The 17,164-nt window shown below is 66.2% G+C and carries 16 protein-coding genes; 11 read left to right on the forward strand and 5 right to left on the reverse strand.

Features of this window, described 5'->3' with window-relative positions; all coding sequences use genetic code 11:
- Nucleotides 1-3: 3 nt before the first annotated feature.
- Genes VO57_014820 through VO57_014840 form a run of 5 tightly spaced genes read left to right on the forward strand, consistent with a single transcriptional unit; the run spans nucleotide 4 to nucleotide 3,749 of the window.
- On the forward strand, nucleotides 4-879 hold the full coding sequence (locus VO57_014820; protein XBL69388.1) for a tetratricopeptide repeat protein: 876 nt from the start codon (nucleotides 4-6) through the stop codon (nucleotides 877-879).
- Nucleotides 879-1,496, forward strand: coding sequence for a hypothetical protein (locus tag VO57_014825; GenBank protein XBL69389.1), 618 nt, complete (start codon nucleotides 879-881; stop codon nucleotides 1,494-1,496). Before VO57_014820 ends, VO57_014825 begins: the two co-directional genes overlap by 1 nt.
- The gene (locus VO57_014830; protein XBL69390.1) at nucleotides 1,487-2,113 is read left to right on the forward strand and encodes a sel1 repeat family protein; all 627 of its coding nucleotides are present in this window, start codon (nucleotides 1,487-1,489) and stop codon (nucleotides 2,111-2,113) included. Before VO57_014825 ends, VO57_014830 begins: the two co-directional genes overlap by 10 nt.
- On the forward strand, nucleotides 2,110-2,940 hold the full coding sequence (locus tag VO57_014835) for a hypothetical protein (GenBank protein XBL69391.1): 831 nt from the start codon (nucleotides 2,110-2,112) through the stop codon (nucleotides 2,938-2,940). The genes VO57_014830 and VO57_014835 overlap by 4 nt, the downstream gene beginning before the upstream one ends.
- On the forward strand, nucleotides 2,937-3,749 hold the full coding sequence (locus VO57_014840; GenBank protein XBL69392.1) for a tetratricopeptide repeat protein: 813 nt from the start codon (nucleotides 2,937-2,939) through the stop codon (nucleotides 3,747-3,749). Before VO57_014835 ends, VO57_014840 begins: the two co-directional genes overlap by 4 nt.
- 34 nt (nucleotides 3,750-3,783) lie before the next feature.
- On the opposite strand, the gene VO57_014845 is transcribed toward VO57_014840, so the two are convergent.
- Genes VO57_014845 through VO57_014855 form a run of 3 tightly spaced genes read right to left on the reverse strand, consistent with a single transcriptional unit; the run spans nucleotide 3,784 to nucleotide 9,638 of the window.
- Nucleotides 3,784-5,208 (reverse strand): efflux transporter outer membrane subunit, encoded by a 1,425-nt coding sequence (locus VO57_014845; GenBank protein ID XBL69393.1) that lies wholly within the window; start codon nucleotides 5,206-5,208, stop codon nucleotides 3,784-3,786.
- Nucleotides 5,208-8,453: an efflux RND transporter permease subunit gene (locus tag VO57_014850; GenBank protein XBL69394.1), complete on the reverse strand. Its 3,246-nt coding sequence runs from the start codon at nucleotides 8,451-8,453 to the stop codon at nucleotides 5,208-5,210. The genes VO57_014845 and VO57_014850 overlap by 1 nt, the downstream gene beginning before the upstream one ends.
- Nucleotides 8,454-8,456: 3 nt before the next feature.
- A complete protein-coding gene (locus tag VO57_014855; GenBank protein XBL69395.1) occupies nucleotides 8,457-9,638 on the reverse strand; it encodes an efflux RND transporter periplasmic adaptor subunit in 1,182 nt (393 codons plus the stop codon).
- A gap of 119 nt (nucleotides 9,639-9,757) precedes the next feature.
- Here VO57_014855 and VO57_014860 point away from each other — a divergent pair, with 119 nt between their 5' ends.
- Entirely contained in the window at nucleotides 9,758-10,378 is a 621-nt protein-coding gene (locus VO57_014860) for a TetR/AcrR family transcriptional regulator (GenBank protein XBL69396.1), read from the forward strand.
- Nucleotides 10,379-10,410: 32 nt separating this feature from the next.
- Here VO57_014860 and bchJ read toward each other — a convergent pair whose 3' ends face one another.
- Together bchJ and bchE are read right to left on the reverse strand one after the other, a co-directional pair.
- Nucleotides 10,411-11,037, reverse strand: a complete 627-nt coding sequence (gene bchJ / locus VO57_014865; GenBank protein ID XBL69397.1) for a bacteriochlorophyll 4-vinyl reductase — start codon at nucleotides 11,035-11,037, stop codon at nucleotides 10,411-10,413.
- Nucleotides 11,027-12,652 (reverse strand): magnesium-protoporphyrin IX monomethyl ester anaerobic oxidative cyclase, encoded by a 1,626-nt coding sequence (bchE, locus tag VO57_014870; protein XBL69398.1) that lies wholly within the window; start codon nucleotides 12,650-12,652, stop codon nucleotides 11,027-11,029. The genes bchJ and bchE overlap by 11 nt, the downstream gene beginning before the upstream one ends.
- Before the next feature lie 141 nt (nucleotides 12,653-12,793).
- Between bchE and VO57_014875 the strand changes: the two genes are divergently transcribed.
- The 5 genes from VO57_014875 to ccoP all read left to right on the forward strand — a co-directional run bounded on the left by VO57_014875 (nucleotide 12,794) and on the right by ccoP (nucleotide 17,069).
- Nucleotides 12,794-13,492 carry a helix-turn-helix domain-containing protein gene (locus tag VO57_014875; protein XBL69399.1) on the forward strand — a complete coding sequence of 233 codons (699 nt, stop codon included), beginning with the start codon at nucleotides 12,794-12,796 and terminating at the stop codon, nucleotides 13,490-13,492.
- An 82-nt stretch (nucleotides 13,493-13,574) separates the two neighbouring features.
- On the forward strand, nucleotides 13,575-15,257 hold the full coding sequence (gene ccoN, locus VO57_014880) for a cytochrome-c oxidase, cbb3-type subunit I (GenBank protein XBL71352.1): 1,683 nt from the start codon (nucleotides 13,575-13,577) through the stop codon (nucleotides 15,255-15,257).
- Between the two features lie 9 nt (nucleotides 15,258-15,266).
- Nucleotides 15,267-16,013 carry a cytochrome-c oxidase, cbb3-type subunit II gene (gene ccoO / locus VO57_014885; GenBank protein ID XBL69400.1) on the forward strand — a complete coding sequence of 249 codons (747 nt, stop codon included), beginning with the start codon at nucleotides 15,267-15,269 and terminating at the stop codon, nucleotides 16,011-16,013.
- The gene (locus tag VO57_014890; GenBank protein XBL69401.1) at nucleotides 16,010-16,174 is read left to right on the forward strand and encodes a cbb3-type cytochrome c oxidase subunit 3; all 165 of its coding nucleotides are present in this window, start codon (nucleotides 16,010-16,012) and stop codon (nucleotides 16,172-16,174) included. Before ccoO ends, VO57_014890 begins: the two co-directional genes overlap by 4 nt.
- A complete protein-coding gene (gene ccoP / locus VO57_014895; protein ID XBL69402.1) occupies nucleotides 16,164-17,069 on the forward strand; it encodes a cytochrome-c oxidase, cbb3-type subunit III in 906 nt (301 codons plus the stop codon). Before VO57_014890 ends, ccoP begins: the two co-directional genes overlap by 11 nt.
- Nucleotides 17,070-17,164: the final 95 nt, after the last annotated feature.

The following is a 17,164-nucleotide window of genomic DNA, read 5'->3' on the forward strand; positions in this document are numbered from 1 at the left end:
CCGATGAAGGTTCTTGCACTTACCGCCACGCTGTTTGCCGGCCTTGCCGCGTTCGCTCTTGCACCGGCCATGGCGCAGGTCGAGGCAGGCGGAGACAGCAACGCGATGGCTGGGCAGGCCGCCTATAACGCGGGCGACTTCGCCACCGCACGCGCGAAATACGAAGTCGGCTGCTTCACCGAAAACAACAGCGCCGCGTGCACCAATCTGGGTGCGATGGCGACCAAGGGCGAAGGCGGGGCCGCCGATCTGACGACCGCCCGCCGCGCCTACAAGATCGGCTGCACCAAGGGTCAGGCAGAGGCCTGCGAGAACTATGGTTCGATGCTGATCAACGGGCGCGGCGGGGCAAAGGATTACGCAGGCGCGATCACACCGTTGAGCACTGCGTGCGATGCCAGCTTTGCCACCTCATGCTACGACTTGGGCGCGACCTATTATTTCGGTCGTGTGGGGAGCGGACCGGACTACGCCAAAGCCCGTGAGTACTTCACCAAGGCATGCCCGGGCCAGGCTGCGGACGGCTGCTATGCACTGGCGATCCTGCAGCGCGATGGCGGCGGCGGGCCGGTCGATGCCGCAGGAGCGGCAAAGTCCTTCAAGCTGTCGTGCGAGGCGGGCAAGTCCGACGGGTGCCTCGATTACGGCGTTGCGCAATATAACGGAGCAGGCATTCCACAGGATTTGGCGGGTGCGCGCAGCAGCTTCAGCCAGGCATGCAACACCGGCAATGCGGGTGCGTGCATGAATGCAGGGATGATGGCGCGCGACGGACAGGGCGGCGCGGCCGATCCGGCGGCGGCCAAGCGGCTGTTCGGCCTGGGCTGCAAGCTGGGCATTCAGGACGGCTGCACCATGGCCGCCCAGATCGGCGGCTGATGATTCTCTCCGGCGTGCGGCCTGCGGCGATGCTGGCAGTGGCGGGCGCGGCGGCAGCGGCCATCGCTCAGCCCGCCGCCCAGCCCGAGGACGGCCCCTCGGACGAGCAGGTGTGCGAGTTCCGCTATACCGAGATCACGCTCAACGCCTTGTCCGGACCCGCCTCGCGCGAGGTCAGCGAGGACGAGCTTGCCTGGGCACGGCAGCAGGACGAGCGCAAGGCGCGCGGGGAACCCTGCGCCCTGCCCGAGGATACCGCCGCCGCATTCAGGGAAGCGACCACGCTCAACGCAGCGTTCGAGGCGGGCACGCGGCTGGCCCTATCCCCGCAAACCACCGGCGAGCGGCTGATCTGCGCGGCCGTGTGGAACCGCTGGAACTATGCCGTCGAAAGCGCGCCGGGCGAGGAATTGCGCCAAACCCTGCGCCCCGAACTCTCCGCCGCCAACGCCGCCGACCGCGAGGGGTTCTGGCGCAAACGGGCAGGCAAGGCGTCGAAGCGCGGGGATGACCGGGTCGAGGCAGAGGAGAAGGCCGACGATCTCTACGCCGCCTACGCCAATGGCGAGGAACGCGGCGCGGACCGGCTGATGGAGTGGCTGGCGATATGTCGATAGCATGCGTCCGCAACGCTGCGATCACGGCAGGCCTGTGTCTGGCCCTCGTATCGGGCGCCCATGCGGCGCCCGACGACCCAACACCGGAGACCCGCAGCGAACAGCAGGTCCGGCAGGACCGCGAAAACGCCGACCGGCTGATCGCAGGCGGTGCCGCGCCAACCGCCCGCCCGCTGTTGCGCTCGCTATGCTTCGACGATGCGGACGATGTTTCGTGCCAGAATTACGGCGTCATGGCGATGACCGGCGAAGGCGGCGCGCCCGACCAGGCAGACGGCCGCGCAGCCTTTGCCCGCGGGTGCGATCTGAACCTGCTCGCCGCGTGCCAGAACCTAGCCGATGCGCTGGTCGCGGGCGAAGGCGGCCCGGTCGAGGATGTCCGCGCGCTCGCGCTCTATCTCGGGCTTTGCCAGCGCGGCTACGGCGGGCGCAACTGCCACCGCGCCGCGATGATGGTGGAAGACGGGCGCGGGATGACGCAGCCGGACAGGGTCAAGGCGCTGGAGGGTTACGCCGCCGGATGCGCGAAGCGGTTCCGCCCATCGTGCACGCGCGAAGCCGAACTGCGTCAGGAAATCGAGCGCGATGGCGCGAACATCGAAACGGAGGGACAATGACCGCATCCAGATCTCACATCGCTGCAGCTCTGGCGGGCGCGATGCTTGCCGTCGCCACCCCTACCAGCGCGCAGGTTGCCGAGCGAGAGATCCCGGCCGAGTATCCGGTCTACGAATTCGTGTGCCCGGACGGCGGATACCAGAGCGGCTGCGATGCCAGCGACATAGAGCGCGCGGTCGACCTGGAAGGGGTGCAGGCGGCGGACTTCGCCCAGCGGTGCCTTTATCGCACTGAGGCCGAATGCAGCGTGATCGCGAGCGGTCAGGTCAACCGCGCAACGGGCGATCCGGCGCTGCACTGGCAGATCCTCGGCCTGCAACCCTCCGACGGGCCATACGCCGAAATGCTCGTCCTCGGCGAGATCGGCGGGCCCCTTCCCTCGACGCTGATCAGCCAGCAGGTCGATGGCTATTTCGACCCGCCGGTCGCCGCGCGGGACGGGGATGGCAGGTTCATCCTGCACGTGCCCGCGCGCAATCGCAGGCTCGGCAATGCGGACCTGATGCTGTTCACCAGCGGAGATGGCTGGAACTGGACCAGCGCCGAAGAGGTCATGCGCCAGGTCGATCGGCTGCTTCCGCAAAGGTTCTGGATCGCCTCCCCGGTCGGCTTCAATTTTCGGGAAGGCAGCGCGTTCGCGCTGGTCCGCCGCGACAGCGATGCGGGCTGCTGCGCCACAGGCGGCGTGGTGAATGTCGACTTCGAGCAGACCGACCACAGCCTGAATGTCAGCCGGGTGAGCTTCACACGGACGCAGCCGGTCGGCGAGGTGCATGAAGCCTTTCCCGAAGACCCCTCGGGAATGGTCGAGGACGACGCGGGATGATCGCACGAGGCGGGGCGGCGCGAGGGTCGGCAATGTGGGCGGCGCGCAGTGCCCTGCCACTGCTTGCGATCGGTATCGCGGCTAGCCTTGCCACCGCCGCCCCTGCCCAGACCGCCCCGACCGAGAATCTCGCGGCTGGCGAGCTCACCGCCGGTGACCTCGTGGACGATCGCCTTTCGCCCGAAGCCCTCACCGCCGACTGCGACACCCGGCGCGATGCGGATTCGTGCATGGCGATGGCGATGAAGAGCTACGAGGGGCGCGGGGTGGCGATGGATCGCCGGCTCTCGCGCCGCTTCTCCGCCAAGGCGTGCGCGCTGGGTCAGGTGCTGGGGTGCAACATGCTCGCCGCGCTGCTGGAAGACGGCGCGGGCGGGCCGAACGATCTGGAAGGGGCGGCGCGCAATTACCGGCGCGCGTGCGATCAGGGCTATGACGGGGCCTGCTTCAACCTCGGCCAGCTGCGCTATAACAATTACGCTGGGAATCCCGCACACCTCGCCGAAGCGCGGGCAATGTTCGCCAGAGGGTGCGAAGCCGGGTTTGCGCAGTCGTGCAACAACAGCGCGGTGATGCTGAAATTCGGCGAAGGCGGCCCTGCAGACCTGCCCGCTGCACGCGCGCTGTTCGAACAGGCATGCGCGGCGCGCGAGGCCAATGCCTGCGGCAATCTGGGCGCCATGCTGCTGCTCGGCGAAGGCGGCCCGGCGGACCGAAAACGCGCGGTGCCGCTGCTTTCCTCGGCCTGCAAATCGGGGGTCGACTTGGCGTGCGACCTCGCGGCGTCGCCTGATTCCGGGGCGAAGTGAGCCGGGGAGCCGGAGCAAAGCCCCGGCCCCGCCGCTACCTCTCGCTGCCGCCGCCCAGCGCCACGAACAGCGTGGCGCGGTTCTGCAGCCATGCCCGCTCGGTCGCCAGCAGCTGCTGGCGCGCGCTGAACAGGTTGCGTTCGGCATCGAGCACTTCGAGATAGTCCGCCACGCCCTCGCGATAGCGCAGGCGGGCAAGGCGGGCGATCCGCTCTTGCGCCTCGACCGCGCGTTCCAGCGTCGCGACCTGCTCGGCCAGCCAGCGGCGTCCGGCGAGCGCGTCGGACACTTCGCGAAACGCGGTCTGCACCGTCTTGTCGTAGGTCGCGACCTGCTCCACCTCCAGCGCCTTGGCGAGGTCGAGATCGGCCTCACGCGCACCCCAGTCGAAGATCGGCAGCGAGATCGTCGGCCCGAAGCTCCAGCCGAAGCCGCTGCCCGAAAACAGATCGTCGAGGCTGTCGGAGGCGAACCCGGCATTGCCGGTCAGCGAGATGGTCGGGAAGAAGGCCGCGCGCGCCGCGCCGATATTGGCCCGCGCCGCGCGCAGCTGCTCCTCCGCCGCGATGATGTCAGGCCGTACAAGCAGCAGGTCGGACAGCAGACCGGCGGCAAGGCGGCGATCATCGGCCTGGCTCTCCAACGGCAGGCCGTCGGGCAAAGCGTCGGGCACCGTCCCGCCGACCAGCACGCCCAGCTGGTTGCGCAGCTGTGCCAGCGCCAGCTGCTCGCTCGCAAGCTGCTGTTCGGCCTGCGTCAGCAGGGTTTCCGCCTGTCGAAATGGGAGCGCGGAGGTGACCCCGTTATCGAGCCGCAGCTTGGCGATCCGCAGCCCTTCGCGGCGGCTTTCGGCCGTCGCTTCGGCCAGCGCGATCTGCTCCTGCGTCTCGACGATCTCGTAATAGGTCGTTGCGGTGTCCGCGATGAGCGACAGGTAGAAGGCCCGCTGCGATGCGACCGAAGACAGGTACTCGGCCCGCGCCGCATTGCTCAGGCTGGCAACGCGGCCCCAGAAATCGAGCTCGAAGCTGCTGACGCCGACGCCCACGTCGAAGCGATTAAAGGTGACCGAGTCGGGCGCGCCTTCGACATCGCCCGTGTCGAGCGAGGGATTGACGCCCAGCTGCTGCCGGGTGCGCGTGCCGCTGGCATTGGCGACCACGGTCGGCAGCTGGCGGCTGTCCTGAATGCGGTAGCGTGCGCGCGCCTGCTCGATCCGCGCGGTCGCAGCCAGCAGATCGCGATTGTTCTCCAGCGCGGTGCCGATCAGCTGGACGAGCCGCGGGTCGTTGAACCACTCGCGGTAGCTTAGCTGCGATGCCACAACGCTGCCATCGGGCCGGTAGTCCGGATCGAAGGCGGGCGCGGTCGCGGCTTCGGGCCGGACATGCTCGGGCGCCATGCTGGCACACCCGGCCAGCGCGGTCGATACGAGTGCGAGAGCCATGAAGCGTTTCATCAGGCTTTCTCCCCTTCTGCCTCAGGGCCGGATTTGCTGTCTTCGGGATCGTCCAGATGCCCGGCGGCCTGCGGTTGCTTGCGGCTGATTTTGCGCCGGACCAGCAGGTAGAGCATCGGGATCAGGAAGATGCCCAGCACGGTCGCCGCGATCATGCCGCCCATCACCCCGGTGCCGACCGCGATCCGACTGGCCGCGCCCGCTCCGCTGGCGAGCACCAGCGGGACCATGCCCATGGTGAAGGCGAGCGAGGTCATGATGATCGGCCGCAGGCGCAGTTTGGCAGCGGCCTTGACCGCGTCGATCCGCCTCAGGCCACGCTGTTCCTCCTCGATCGCGAATTCGACGATCAGGATCGCGTTCTTCGCGGCAAGGCCGATGATGGTGATGAGCCCGACGTTGAAATAGACGTCTGCCGACAGCCCTCGAAACATCGAGAACAGCACTGCGCCCAGCACGCCCATCGGCACGATCAGCAGCACCGCCAGCGGCACCGCCCAGCTTTCGTACAGCGCGGCGAGCACCAGGAACACGATCACCACCGACAGGCCCAGCAGCAGGCCGATCTGGCCGCCCGCCTGCTTTTCCTCGTAGGAAATGCCGGTCCATTCGTAGCCGATGCCCTGCGGCAGCTGTTCGGCCATCTGCTCCATCGCGGTCAGCGCGGCGCCCGAGGATTTGCCCGGAGCGGCCATCCCCGACAGGGTCATCGCCGGATAGCCGTTGTAGCGCGACAGGCTCTGCGGCGAGGCGGACCACTTGGCACTGGCGAAGGCGCTGAACGGCACCAGTTCGCCCTGATCGTTGGGAATGCGTAGCGCGAGCACGTCTTCGGGCGTCATGCGATAGGGCGCATCCGCCTGCACCAGCACCTGAAGCACGCGGCCCTGCCGGTTGAAGTCGTTCGCATAGGCGGACCCGAAGGTGATCGAGAGCGCGGCGTTCACATCGTTCAGCGAGAGACCGAGCGCGCGGGCCTGGACGCGGTCGATATCGATCTCGACCTCGGGGCTGGGCCCCTGATCCTCGGGCCGCAGGTTGGCGATGACGTCGCTCTGCGAAGCCATCCCCAGCAGCTGGTCGCGCGCCGCTGTCAGCGCCTCGCGCCCGACCCCGCCACGGTCCTGCAGCTTGAGCGTGAAACCACTCGCCTCACCCAGCGACTGGATCGCAGGCGGCTGGATGACGAAGGCCAGCGCGCCTTCGACCTGGCTGAACACGCCAGTTGCATCCTCCAGCATCGCCCCTGCGCTGCTGCCCTTGCCGGTGCGTTCGCTCCACGGCTTGAACGATGCGAACATGATCGCGTTGTTCTGGCCCTGGCCGAAGAAGCTGAAGCCGCGCACGACGACCAGGTTCGCCACCTCGTCGCGCTGCATCCAGTAATCGGCAATCGGCTCCAGCGCTTCGTCGGTCCGCTCCTGCGTTGCCCCGGGAGGGGCCTGCACGGCGGTGATCAGATAACCCTGGTCTTCCGTCGGCAGGAACGCCGTCGGCAGGCGCATGAACAGGAGCACGGTGACAAGCGCCAGCGCCAGGAACACCGCGAGCGCACGGAACGGGCGGGACAGGATGCGGTCGTTGGCTCGGCCGTATTTCTCCTGCATCCGAGCGAACCAGCGGTTGAAGCGGGCGAAGAAGCGGGCGGATTTGCCCCGCGCACGTGCCAGCCGGCCACGCCAGCCGGGCTGCGCCTCGGCCTCTTCATCGACCTCGATCTCGGTGGCGTGGTCGTGTCCCTTCTCGATCGGCTTGAGGAAGGTCGCGCACAAAGCCGGGGTCAACGACAGGGCGAGGAAGGCGGAGAAGAAGATCGCGATCGCCAGTGTGACGGAGAACTGGCGATAGATTCCGCCCGTCGATCCCGGGAAGAACGCCATCGGCAGGAACACCGCAACCAGCACCAGCGTGATCCCGATGATCGCGCCGCTGATCTGGCCCATCGCCTTGCGCGTGGCCTGCACCGGCGGCAGGCCTTCCTCGCGCATGATCCGCTCGACATTCTCGATCACCACGATCGCGTCGTCGACCAGGATGCCGATCGCCAGCACCATGCCGAACAGCGACAGAACGTTGATCGAAAAGCCGAACAGCCACAGACCCAGACACGCACCAGCAAGGGCGATCGGCACGACCAGCGTCGGGATCAGCGTCGCGCGCCAGTTCTGCAGGAACAGGAACATGACGAGGAAGACGAGGAACATCGCCTCGACCAGCGTCTTGACCACTTCCTCGACCGAGGCTTCGACGAACGGCGTGGTGTCGTAGGGGATCGACCAGGTGACATCGCCCGGCAGGCCCGGCGCGATCTCTTCCAGTCGCTCCTTCACGCCCTCCGCTGCGGCAAGCGCGTTGGCACCGGTCGCCAGCTGGACCGCCATGCCCGCCATCGGCTTGCCGTTGAGCGCGGTCGAGCTGGCATAGGTCTGCGCGCCGATCTCGACCCGCGCGACCTCGCCCAGCCGCACCACTGCCGCGCCGTTGCTGGCGCGCAGGATGATGTTCTCGAACTCTTCGGCCGTGGTGAAGCGGCCATCGGTGGAGATGGTGGCGGTGATCTGCTGCCCGTCGGCCAGCGGCTGGGCGCCGATCGAACCGCCCGCCGTCTGAGCGTTCTGCTCGCGGATCGCGGCGAGAACGGCAGAGGGCGAGAGCTTGTAGGAGGCCAGCGCGTCCGGATCGAGCCAGATGCGCATCGCATATTCCGACCCGAACAGCTGGACATCGCCCACGCCGTTCACACGGCGCAGTTCGTCGACCACCTGGGTGGAGGCGATATTGCCCAGATCATTGGTGTCGTACTGCCCTCCCTTGGAGGTCAGCGCGACGATCATCAGAAAGCCGGAATTGGCCTGCCGCACGGTGATGCCCTGTCGGCGAACCTCTTCGGGCAGACGCGCCTCGACCGTGCTCAGCCGGTTCTGTACCTCGGTCTGCGCAATATCGATGTCGGTCCCGGCCTCGAAGGTCACGGTGATGGTCGCGGTGCCGTTCGAGATGCTCGACGAGGACATGTAGAGGAAGCCGTCGACCCCGTTGAGCTGCTGCTCGATCACCTGGGTGACGTTTTCTTCCAGAGTCTCGGCATCGGCGCCGGGATAGACCACGCTGATCGTCAGCGAAGGCGGCGCGACTTCGGGATACTGCTCGATCGGGAGCGCGCGCAGCGCGAGGAAGCCTGCCAGCAGGATACCGAGCGAGACGACCCATGCGAAGATGGGCCGGTCGATGAAGAAGCGTGACATTGGTTACTCGGCTCCGCTGGTACGGGCAGGCTGCTGCTTGGCGGCGGGCTTCTTGGCGGCGGGCTTGCCGCCCGCGGCCTTGTTGGCGATCTTCACCGGCGCGCCGGGGCGGATCTTCTGCAGATTGGTGACAATCACCTTGTCGCCGGGCTTGAGCCCGCTTTCGATGATCCAGTTGCCGTCGACCATCGCGCCCAGCTGGACGGGGCGCACGGTCGCCTGACCCTCGCCATTGACCACGAACACGCTTCCGCCATCCTCGGTCAGCGAAACCGCGCGCTGCGGCACCACCAGCCCGTCGGGCACCTGACCGGCATAGATCTGCGCGCGCACGAACTCACCGGGCAGCAGCAGGCGGTCGGGATTGGGGAATTCGGCGCGCAGTTCGACCGTACCGGTCTCCTGGTCGACCGAGAAGGCAAGGAAGTCGATATAGCCGGGAATGGGGTATTCGGTTCCGTCGGAGAAGGTCAGGCGTACTTCGACCCGATCATTGTCGTCCAGATCGACCTGCCCGCCGGTGATTGCCCGACGCAGCTTGAGCACCTCGCTCGCGGCCTGGGCGAAGCTGACATAGACCGGCGAGATCTGCTCGATCCGCGTCATCAGCGTGCCCTCGCCCTGGCTGACCAGCGCGCCTTCGGTCACCTGCGCCCGGCCCGCCCGGCCGGAGATCGGCGCGCGGACGGTGGTGTAACCGAGCTGGAGCGAGGATGATTCGAGCTGGGCGCGGATCTGCGCGACATTGGCATCGGCCTCACGCGCGGCGGCCAGTGCGGCGTCGTATTCCTGCCCGCTGATCGCGTTCTCTTCCACCAGCGGACGATAGCGTTCGACCACCGCACGCGCATTGGCTGCGGTCGCCCGTGCGCGGGTCAGCGCGGCCTGGGTCTGCGCATAGCTCGCGCGCAGTTCACGCGGGTCGATGCGGAACAGCGGCTGGCCGGCGCGCACGTCCGTCCCTTCCTCATACAAGCGCTGCTGCACGATCCCGGTTACCCGCGCGCGCACCTCTGCCGTGCGGACCGGTTCGACCCGGCCGGGCAGTTCGATGACGTTGGGGATGCTCTGGCGCTTCACGGTGATCGTCTGGACCGGGACCGCCTGGGGCGCGGGCGCTTCTTCGTTAGAGGAGCATGCGGTGAGCATGAGGCAGGCCGCCAGGCCCGCGAGGATCGGCTTCATGGGGGAACGCCTTCTTACTTAGTCAGCTTTTGTGCAGGTGCGAAGGTGTAATAGTGATTACACCCTTGCAACGCAACCCGCCTTGCTAGAGTTTTGAGCGCGGAGGCCAAAAGCTTGAAATGACGACCTGTGTTAGCGATTTCTGCCGTCTGGACCGCCGCAAGCGGGCGATCGTCGATGCTGCGCGTACGCTTTTCATCGAGCAAGGTTACGAGCGTACGACCGTGGGCGATATCGTCGAGAAGGCCGGAGGCTCGCTGTCAACCGTATACAAGGTTTTCGGCAGCAAGGACGGACTGCTTGAAGCGGTGGTGTTCGAAAAAGGCGGTTCGGGCGAGGCGATCATCAATCGCACCATGTCGCAAGGTGGCTCACCCGCTGCGGTTCTGCATCGGCTGACGGAGGAACTGCGGGCGTACTTCCTCGACCCGGAAATGGTCGCACTGGTGCGTATCGTGATCTCCCGGAGCATCGAAGACCGGAATTTTGCGCAACTCTTCTACGAACGTACCGCCACCCGCACCGACCGCGCGCTGGCGCGGATGTTCGCCCAGTGGCAGCAGGATGGGGTGGAGATGGTCGGCGATCCGGAGATGCTGGCCGAGATCTTCCTGGATCTGATCGTGAGCGATCTTCACGTCGAGGCCATTCTCCACGGCAGCGAGCGGACCCATACGCCCGAACGGGTCCGCGCCAGGACCGAGTTTTTCCTCGCCGGAACCAACCTGGCGGATCGCTGAGGCACCCCCCCGCCCGGCGCGCGCCGCGATAACTACATGCATTCGATCCGGTAGGACCGGGCCATCAGGCTCTCCGCCCCGCAGCTTTGCGCCCGGCATACGCAGCGCGGGTCCACCAGCCGTTTGTGCAGTCGTTCAAACACGGCGGCGTACCAGGCGAACAATGTCGGCTGCGGCGCGATCGAATCGTCCGCCTGGCGGCGATCGATCGTGAAGCCCCAGCTCCCATCGCTCGCGAACCGGCCCGCGCCCACGAAGGTCCACGCATGGCGACGAATCGCGGTCAGCAGCAGTGGCGCAGCGACCCACGCCGGGCTCAGCTCCAGCAGCCGCACCGCCGGCCGGGGAATGCGATGGGCGATGATGTAGTCCGCTGTCCTGCGCCCCGCCTCCTCCGCGATCCCGAAGCACGCAACCGGATCCCACACCGCCATCCAGCGATGCAGCCGCAGCGCCTCTATCTCGGGAATCATGCAGGTGCCGCCCGGCACGGCGTCGATCTGCGCATGCGCGAGTACTGTGTCGCAGGCGACCGGCCCGAAATCCTCGCGCATCACCTCGGCCAGGTGGATCACCGCGTGCGGGCCGATCAGCGCGGGAGCCGCCTCGTCGGCAAGCCCGGCGGCGTCCCGCGCGGCCAGGGCCGACTCAGGGGACATCGATCCGGTCCGGGTGGCGTTCGGCAGCGCGGCTTTCGCCCCGCTCCTTCATCTGCTTTCGCACCGCTTCACGCCGGGCGGCGGCCTGCGCAGCGCGATCGGCACTGCTCTGCCAGTCGGTCGCCGCATCGGCCGCAGCCTCGCGGCTCTCGTCGAAGTGCCAGTCGACCTTCTTGCGCGTCTGCGGGCCCCAATACCCCGCCTTGCCCAAATCGTAGAAGCTGCGTTTGAAGCCCGCGCGCAGGAAGGCGTAGAGGCAGCCGAGCAGATAGCGCCGCCGAAAGCCCGTCCCGCGCCAGGGATAGTGGAACAGCGCCTTTTGCATGTAGAACCGGCGGTAGTTCTTCATCACTCCGTTGAGCAGCTCGCCCCGCTCCATCGCGGCGGGCTTCATGATCGGGGTGACGAAATTGTACTTGCTGAAATCGTGGATCTCGACCTGGTCCCTGATCTCCTCGAACAGCGGGGTGAACGGCCAGGGGGTGTACATCGCCCAGTTGGCGAGATCGGGCTGCCAGTCCCACGCCATCTTGTAGGTTTCTTCGAGAGTTTCGGGTGTCTCGTTATCCAGCCCGACGATGAACTGCGCTTCGACGAAGATGTCCGCCTCGCGCAGCAGGCGGATCGCCTGCTTGTTCTCCTCGACCTTGGTTTCCTTGTTGAACCGGTCGAGCTTCATCTGCGCGGCGGCTTCGGTACCCAGGCTGACATGGACCAGCCCAGCCTTGCGGTAGAAGGACAGCAATTCGCGGTCGCGATAGATGTCGGTGACGCGGGTGTTGATCCCCCACTTGACCTTGGCGGGCAGGCCGCGGTCGATCAGCTCCTGGCAGAACTCGATGAATTTCTTGCGGTTGATGGTCGGTTCCTCGTCCGCGAGGATGAAGAAGCCGACCCCGTGCCGCTCGTGCAGCTGCTCGATCTCGTCGACCACGTCCTTGGGGTCGCGAATCCGGTAGTCGCGCCAGAACTTCCACTGCGAGCAGAACGAGCAGGTGAATGGACACCCGCGCGCGAGATTGGGAATCGCAACGCGGGTGCCCAAGGGCAGATATTTGTACAAATTCCAGTCGAGCACATCCCAGTCGGGGGTCAGCGTGCTCATGTCCTTCACCGTATCGGCGGCTGGCGTCGCGACGATTCGCTCTCCGTCGCGGAAGGCGAGCCCCTTGATACCTTCGCGATCCTGCCGCCAGCGACCGTCACGGATGGCGCCGAACAGGTCGAGCGCGATCTCCTCCCCCTCCCCGCGCACGATCACGTCGATATGCGGGGCCTCGGTCAGCACCTGCCGGTACATGAAGGTCGCGTGTACGCCACCGAGCACGCGCACCGCGTCGGGGATCGTGAGCGCGGCAAGCTCCAGCACGCGCTCGGCAGCGTAGATGGATGGGGTGATCGCGGTGGTACCGACGACGTCGGGCTGCAGCTGCGCCATGCGGCGGGCAAGCTCCTCGTCGTCGACCTCTTCGGTCATCGCGTCGATGAAGTGGATGTCGGTGAAGCCCGCGCGCTTCAGCGGGCCGGAGAGATAGGCGACCCAGGCCGGCGGCCAGGTGCCGGCAATCTCGGCCCCGCCCGATCTGTAGTTCGGATGGACGAACAGAATTCTCACCGGCACTCTCCCCTGCGCACGCTCTGATGGCTGCGACCCGGGGCCACCATCGGCTCCGCTGGGCACAGGGGCATTGATCCAGATCAAGGCAGCGCGGCGGGCCTGCGGCTAGTCCGATTCCCAAGAGGAAAGGACTACCCCATGAACTTCCCCGACCTGTTCGACGCATTCGACGCCGCCGTGCTGCCCCCGGGGCTGCCCGATGCGGTGATCCTGCGGCTGCGCCACGACACTGTCGCAAGGGAGCTGGCGGCAGGCGAGCAGCTCGATCTCGATCCCGCGCGGGCATACTTCGCCTTTCTGGGCGCAGGTGCATGCAAGCTGGCAGCCTTCGTTTCCAGCGCGCGCGAGCAGATCGTCAGCTTCCATTTCACCGGCGACGTCGTTCACGTGCCCGCGCAGGGCCGTTACGGCTTCACGCTGACCGCGCTGACCGACGCGCAACTGCTGGTGATCCCGGCGGAAAGCCTGAACCGCTCCGGCCCGGATAGCTGCGGCATGCTGCGGCTTGCCTCGCGCGAGACGGAGAATGCACTGGCGCGCAGCCGGGAAACCTCGATCATCCTCGGTCGACGCTCCGCACAGGAGCGGGTGGCATCCTTCATCCTCGCCATCTGGGACCGGCTTGGCGCGGATTCGCGAGGCGAGGGGTGGATCGACCTGCCGATGTCGCGCGGCGAGATCGCGGACAGCCTGGGCCTGACCATCGAAACCGTCAGCCGCCAGTTCAGCGAGCTGCGCGATCTCGGCCTGATCGAGACCGAGGGGCGATCCGCCCTGCGGGTGATCGACCTGCCCGGCCTGTCGCGCTGCGCGGGACAACTGCCGGTTGCGGCATAATTTCACGAAATTGATCTCGATCAATGCGTTCAAATCCGGGCGGTCCTAACCGGCCCGCAAACGGAAGGGGCAATTAATGCAAATTGAGGCAGCACTCGCGAGGGCCGGACTGTGGTTCGTCCTTCTCCTCCTGTCATTGGCCGTGGCAGTCTCCGCCAAGGACGCCGGTTTTGCCGCGCACGCGGTGATCATCGGGATCGTCTCGTTCGCGATGATCTGGATAACCGCGGGCCGGTTCGATCCGGTCGGCGGCGGTCGCACGTTCTTCAAGATGCCCGAATCGCCGTCTCAATATGACGACGAGATCGTGCGCTGGGGTGCGATCGCAACGATGTTCTGGGGCGTTGTCGGCCTGCTCGCAGGCGTGTTCATCGCCTCGCAGATGGCCTTCCCCTGGCTCAACGTCGAACCCTACCTCAATTTCGGACGTCTGCGTCCGCTGCATACGTCGGCGGTGATCTTCGCCTTCGGCGGCAACGCGCTGCTCGCGACCAGCTTCTACGTGGTCCAGCGCACCTGCCGGACGCAGCTGGCACTGCCCAGCCTCGCCCGGTTCGTGTTCTGGGGCTACCAGCTGTTCATCGTGCTCGCCGCGACCGGCTATCTGCTGGGTGTCACCCAGTCGAAGGAATATGCCGAGCCGGAATGGTACGTCGACCTGTGGCTGACGATCGTCTGGGTCGCCTATCTCGCGGTGTTCGTCGCCACGCTGCTCAAGCGCAACGAACCGCATATCTACGTCGCCAACTGGTTCTACCTCGCCTTCATCGTGACAATCGCGATGCTGCACGTGGTCAACAACCTGGCGGTGCCGATCAGCTTCCTGGGTTCGCGCAGCTACAGCGCCTTCTCGGGCGTGCAGGATGCGCTGACCCAGTGGTGGTACGGCCATAACGCGGTCGGATTCTTCCTCACCGCGGGCTTCCTCGCGATGATGTACTACTTCGTGCCCAAGCAGGCCGAACGTCCGATCTACAGCTATCGCCTGTCGATCATCCACTTCTGGTCGCTGATCTTCCTCTACATCTGGGCGGGTCCGCACCACCTCCACTACACCGCGCTGCCCGACTGGGCGCAGACGCTGGGGATGGTGTTCTCGATCATGCTGTGGATGCCCAGCTGGGGCGGGATGATCAACGGCCTGATGACCCTCAACGGGGCATGGGACAAGGTCCGCACCGATCCGATCATCCGGATGATGGTGATGGCGCTCGCCTTCTACGGAATGAGCACCTTCGAAGGCCCGATGCTGTCGATCAAGAGCGTCAACAGCCTGTCGCACTACACCGACTGGACCATCGGCCACGTCCACTCCGGCGCGCTGGGATGGAACGGGATGATCACCTTCGCCTGCCTGTACTACCTGTTCCCGCGGCTCTGGGGTCGTGAGCGGATGTACAGCCTGCGGATGATCAACTGGCACTTCTGGCTCGCGACGCTGGGGATCGTCTTCTACGCCGCCAGCATGTGGGTGGCGGGCATCACCCAAGGCCTGATGTGGCGCGAATACGGGCCCGACGGCTACCTGGTGAACAGCTTCGCCGACACGGTCGCCGCGCTCCATCCGATGTTCATCATGCGGATGACCGGCGGGCTGCTGTACCTCTCGGGTGCACTGGTGATGAGCTACAACGTCTGGATGACGCTGGCAGGCAAGCTGCGCGACGAAGCGCCGATGACCAGCCCCAGCTACGACCCCGCCAAAGACAAGCCGATCGTCGGATCGCGGCCCGCCGCCCATCCCGACAGCGTGCCGGCCGAATAGGAACCTGCGATGAGCCTGACCGAAAAACACAAGAAGCTGGAACGCAACATCACGCTGCTCGCCGTGGCTACCTTCGTGACGGTGGCGATCGGCGGGGTGGTGGAGATCGCACCGCTCTTCTGGATCGACAACACGATCGAGGAAGTCGACGGCGTGCGCCCCTACAGCCCGCTCGAACAGGCGGGGCGCGACATCTACATCCGCGAAGGGTGCTATTCGTGCCACAGCCAGATGATCCGCCCCTTCCGCGACGAAGTCGAACGCTACGGCCACTACAGCCTCGCGGCGGAAAGCATGTACGACCACCCCTTCCAGTGGGGATCGAAGCGGACCGGGCCGGATCTCGCCCGCGTGGGTGGCCGCTATTCGGACGAATGGCACATCCAGCACCTGGAGAACCCGCAGAGCGTGGTGCCCGAGAGCATCATGCCCAAATACGGCTTCCTGAAAGAGCGTGACCTCAAGGTCGCCGATGCGAAGGCTATGCTCAAGGCGCTCAAGACCGTGGGCGTGCCCTATAGCGACCGCGATCTGGAGCAGGCCGAGGCCGATCTCTACGCGCAGGCCGATCCCGACATTGCCGCGGGCGACCTGGCAGAGCGCTATCCCAAGGCGCAGATCCGCGACTTCGACGGCAACCCCGACCGGGTGACCGAGATGGATGCGCTGATCGCCTACCTTCAGATGCTCGGCACGCTGGTCGATTTCGAAAGCGCCGCACCGTTCGAAGAGCTCGCTCAGGAGAAAGGCCGATGACCTTCTACGAAGAGCTGCGTCACTTCGCGGACAGCTTCGGCCTGATGGCCATGCTGCTGTTCTACCTTCTCCTGTGCCTGTGGCCGTTCCGGCCCGGCGCCAAGCGCCGCATCAACAAGGCAGCCCATTCGATTTTCGAGGATCAGACCGATGGCAAATAAGCGCATCGACGAACCCACCGGCACCGAAACCGTCGGCCATGAGTGGGACGGTATCGAGGAGCTTAACACGCCCCTGCCCCGCTGGTGGCTGTGGACCTTCTACCTCACGATCATCTTCGCGATCATCTACGTCATCCTCTATCCGGCATGGCCGATGGTCGACAAGGCGACCGAGGGCGTGCTCGGCTGGTCGAGCCGCGGCCAGCTGGCCGAAAAGATGAGCGCTGCCGAGCAGGCCCAGCAGGGCTTCCGTGATCAGCTGGCGAATATCCCGATCGAACGCCTGCCGGACGACAGCGCGCTGATGGCGCGGGCAGTCGCCGGCGGACAGGCGGCCTTCAAGGTCCATTGCACCCAGTGCCACGGCTCGGGCGGTGCGGGCGACCAGCAGCTGGGCTACCCCAACCTCAACGACGATGCCTGGCTGTGGGGCGGTGACCTGAAGGCGATCGAGTACACGATCACCCACGGGATTCGCTGGCCGGACGACGACGAGACCCGCTTCAGCCAGATGCCTCCGTTCGAAGGCGCGCTGGACGATGCCCAGATCAATGCAGTGATCGACCACGTCCTCTCGCTCAGCGGCAAGGCCCAGCCCAACGCCGCCGGAGCGCAGATCTTCGGCGATAACTGCGCCGCCTGCCACGGCCCGCAGGGTAAGGGCGGACGCGATGTGGGCGCGCCCAACCTGAGCGATGCGATCTGGCTGCGCGGCAGCGAACGCTCGGCCCTGCAGCGTCAGATCCTCAATCCTCGCATGGGCGTGATGCCCGCCTGGGGCGAGAGGCTCGATCCGGTGACGATCAAGATGCTCGCCGCCTATGTCCATTCGCTCGGGGGAGGCGAAGACTTCGTAGAGGTCGCGGAAGATCCCGAGGTGGAGGTCGATGAATAGCCCTGAGAACTCTAACAAGGACCGCGACTGGTCGGTCGTGCTGAAAGACGGGGTCGCCAAGACCAACGAGCCCGTCTCCAGCGCCACCGCCTCGA

It is taken from the genome of Citromicrobium bathyomarinum, assembly GCA_001306305.2.
GTDB classification, from domain to species: domain Bacteria; phylum Pseudomonadota; class Alphaproteobacteria; order Sphingomonadales; family Sphingomonadaceae; genus Alteriqipengyuania; species Alteriqipengyuania bathyomarina.

Coding starts and splice junctions, on each gene's coding strand:
- VO57_014820 (XBL69388.1), top strand. CDS start 4: ATGAAGGTTCTTGCACTTACCGCCACGCTGTTTGCCGGCCTTGCCGCG.
- VO57_014825 (XBL69389.1), top strand. CDS start 879: ATGATTCTCTCCGGCGTGCGGCCTGCGGCGATGCTGGCAGTGGCGGGC.
- VO57_014830 (XBL69390.1), top strand. CDS start 1,487: ATGTCGATAGCATGCGTCCGCAACGCTGCGATCACGGCAGGCCTGTGT.
- VO57_014835 (XBL69391.1), top strand. CDS start 2,110: ATGACCGCATCCAGATCTCACATCGCTGCAGCTCTGGCGGGCGCGATG.
- VO57_014840 (XBL69392.1), top strand. CDS start 2,937: ATGATCGCACGAGGCGGGGCGGCGCGAGGGTCGGCAATGTGGGCGGCG.
- VO57_014845 (XBL69393.1), bottom strand. CDS start 5,208: ATGAAACGCTTCATGGCTCTCGCACTCGTATCGACCGCGCTGGCCGGG.
- VO57_014850 (XBL69394.1), bottom strand. CDS start 8,453: ATGTCACGCTTCTTCATCGACCGGCCCATCTTCGCATGGGTCGTCTCG.
- VO57_014855 (XBL69395.1), bottom strand. CDS start 9,638: ATGAAGCCGATCCTCGCGGGCCTGGCGGCCTGCCTCATGCTCACCGCA.
- VO57_014860 (XBL69396.1), top strand. CDS start 9,758: ATGACGACCTGTGTTAGCGATTTCTGCCGTCTGGACCGCCGCAAGCGG.
- bchJ (XBL69397.1), bottom strand. CDS start 11,037: ATGTCCCCTGAGTCGGCCCTGGCCGCGCGGGACGCCGCCGGGCTTGCC.
- VO57_014875 (XBL69399.1), top strand. CDS start 12,794: ATGAACTTCCCCGACCTGTTCGACGCATTCGACGCCGCCGTGCTGCCC.
- ccoO (XBL69400.1), top strand. CDS start 15,267: ATGAGCCTGACCGAAAAACACAAGAAGCTGGAACGCAACATCACGCTG.
- VO57_014890 (XBL69401.1), top strand. CDS start 16,010: ATGACCTTCTACGAAGAGCTGCGTCACTTCGCGGACAGCTTCGGCCTG.
- ccoP (XBL69402.1), top strand. CDS start 16,164: ATGGCAAATAAGCGCATCGACGAACCCACCGGCACCGAAACCGTCGGC.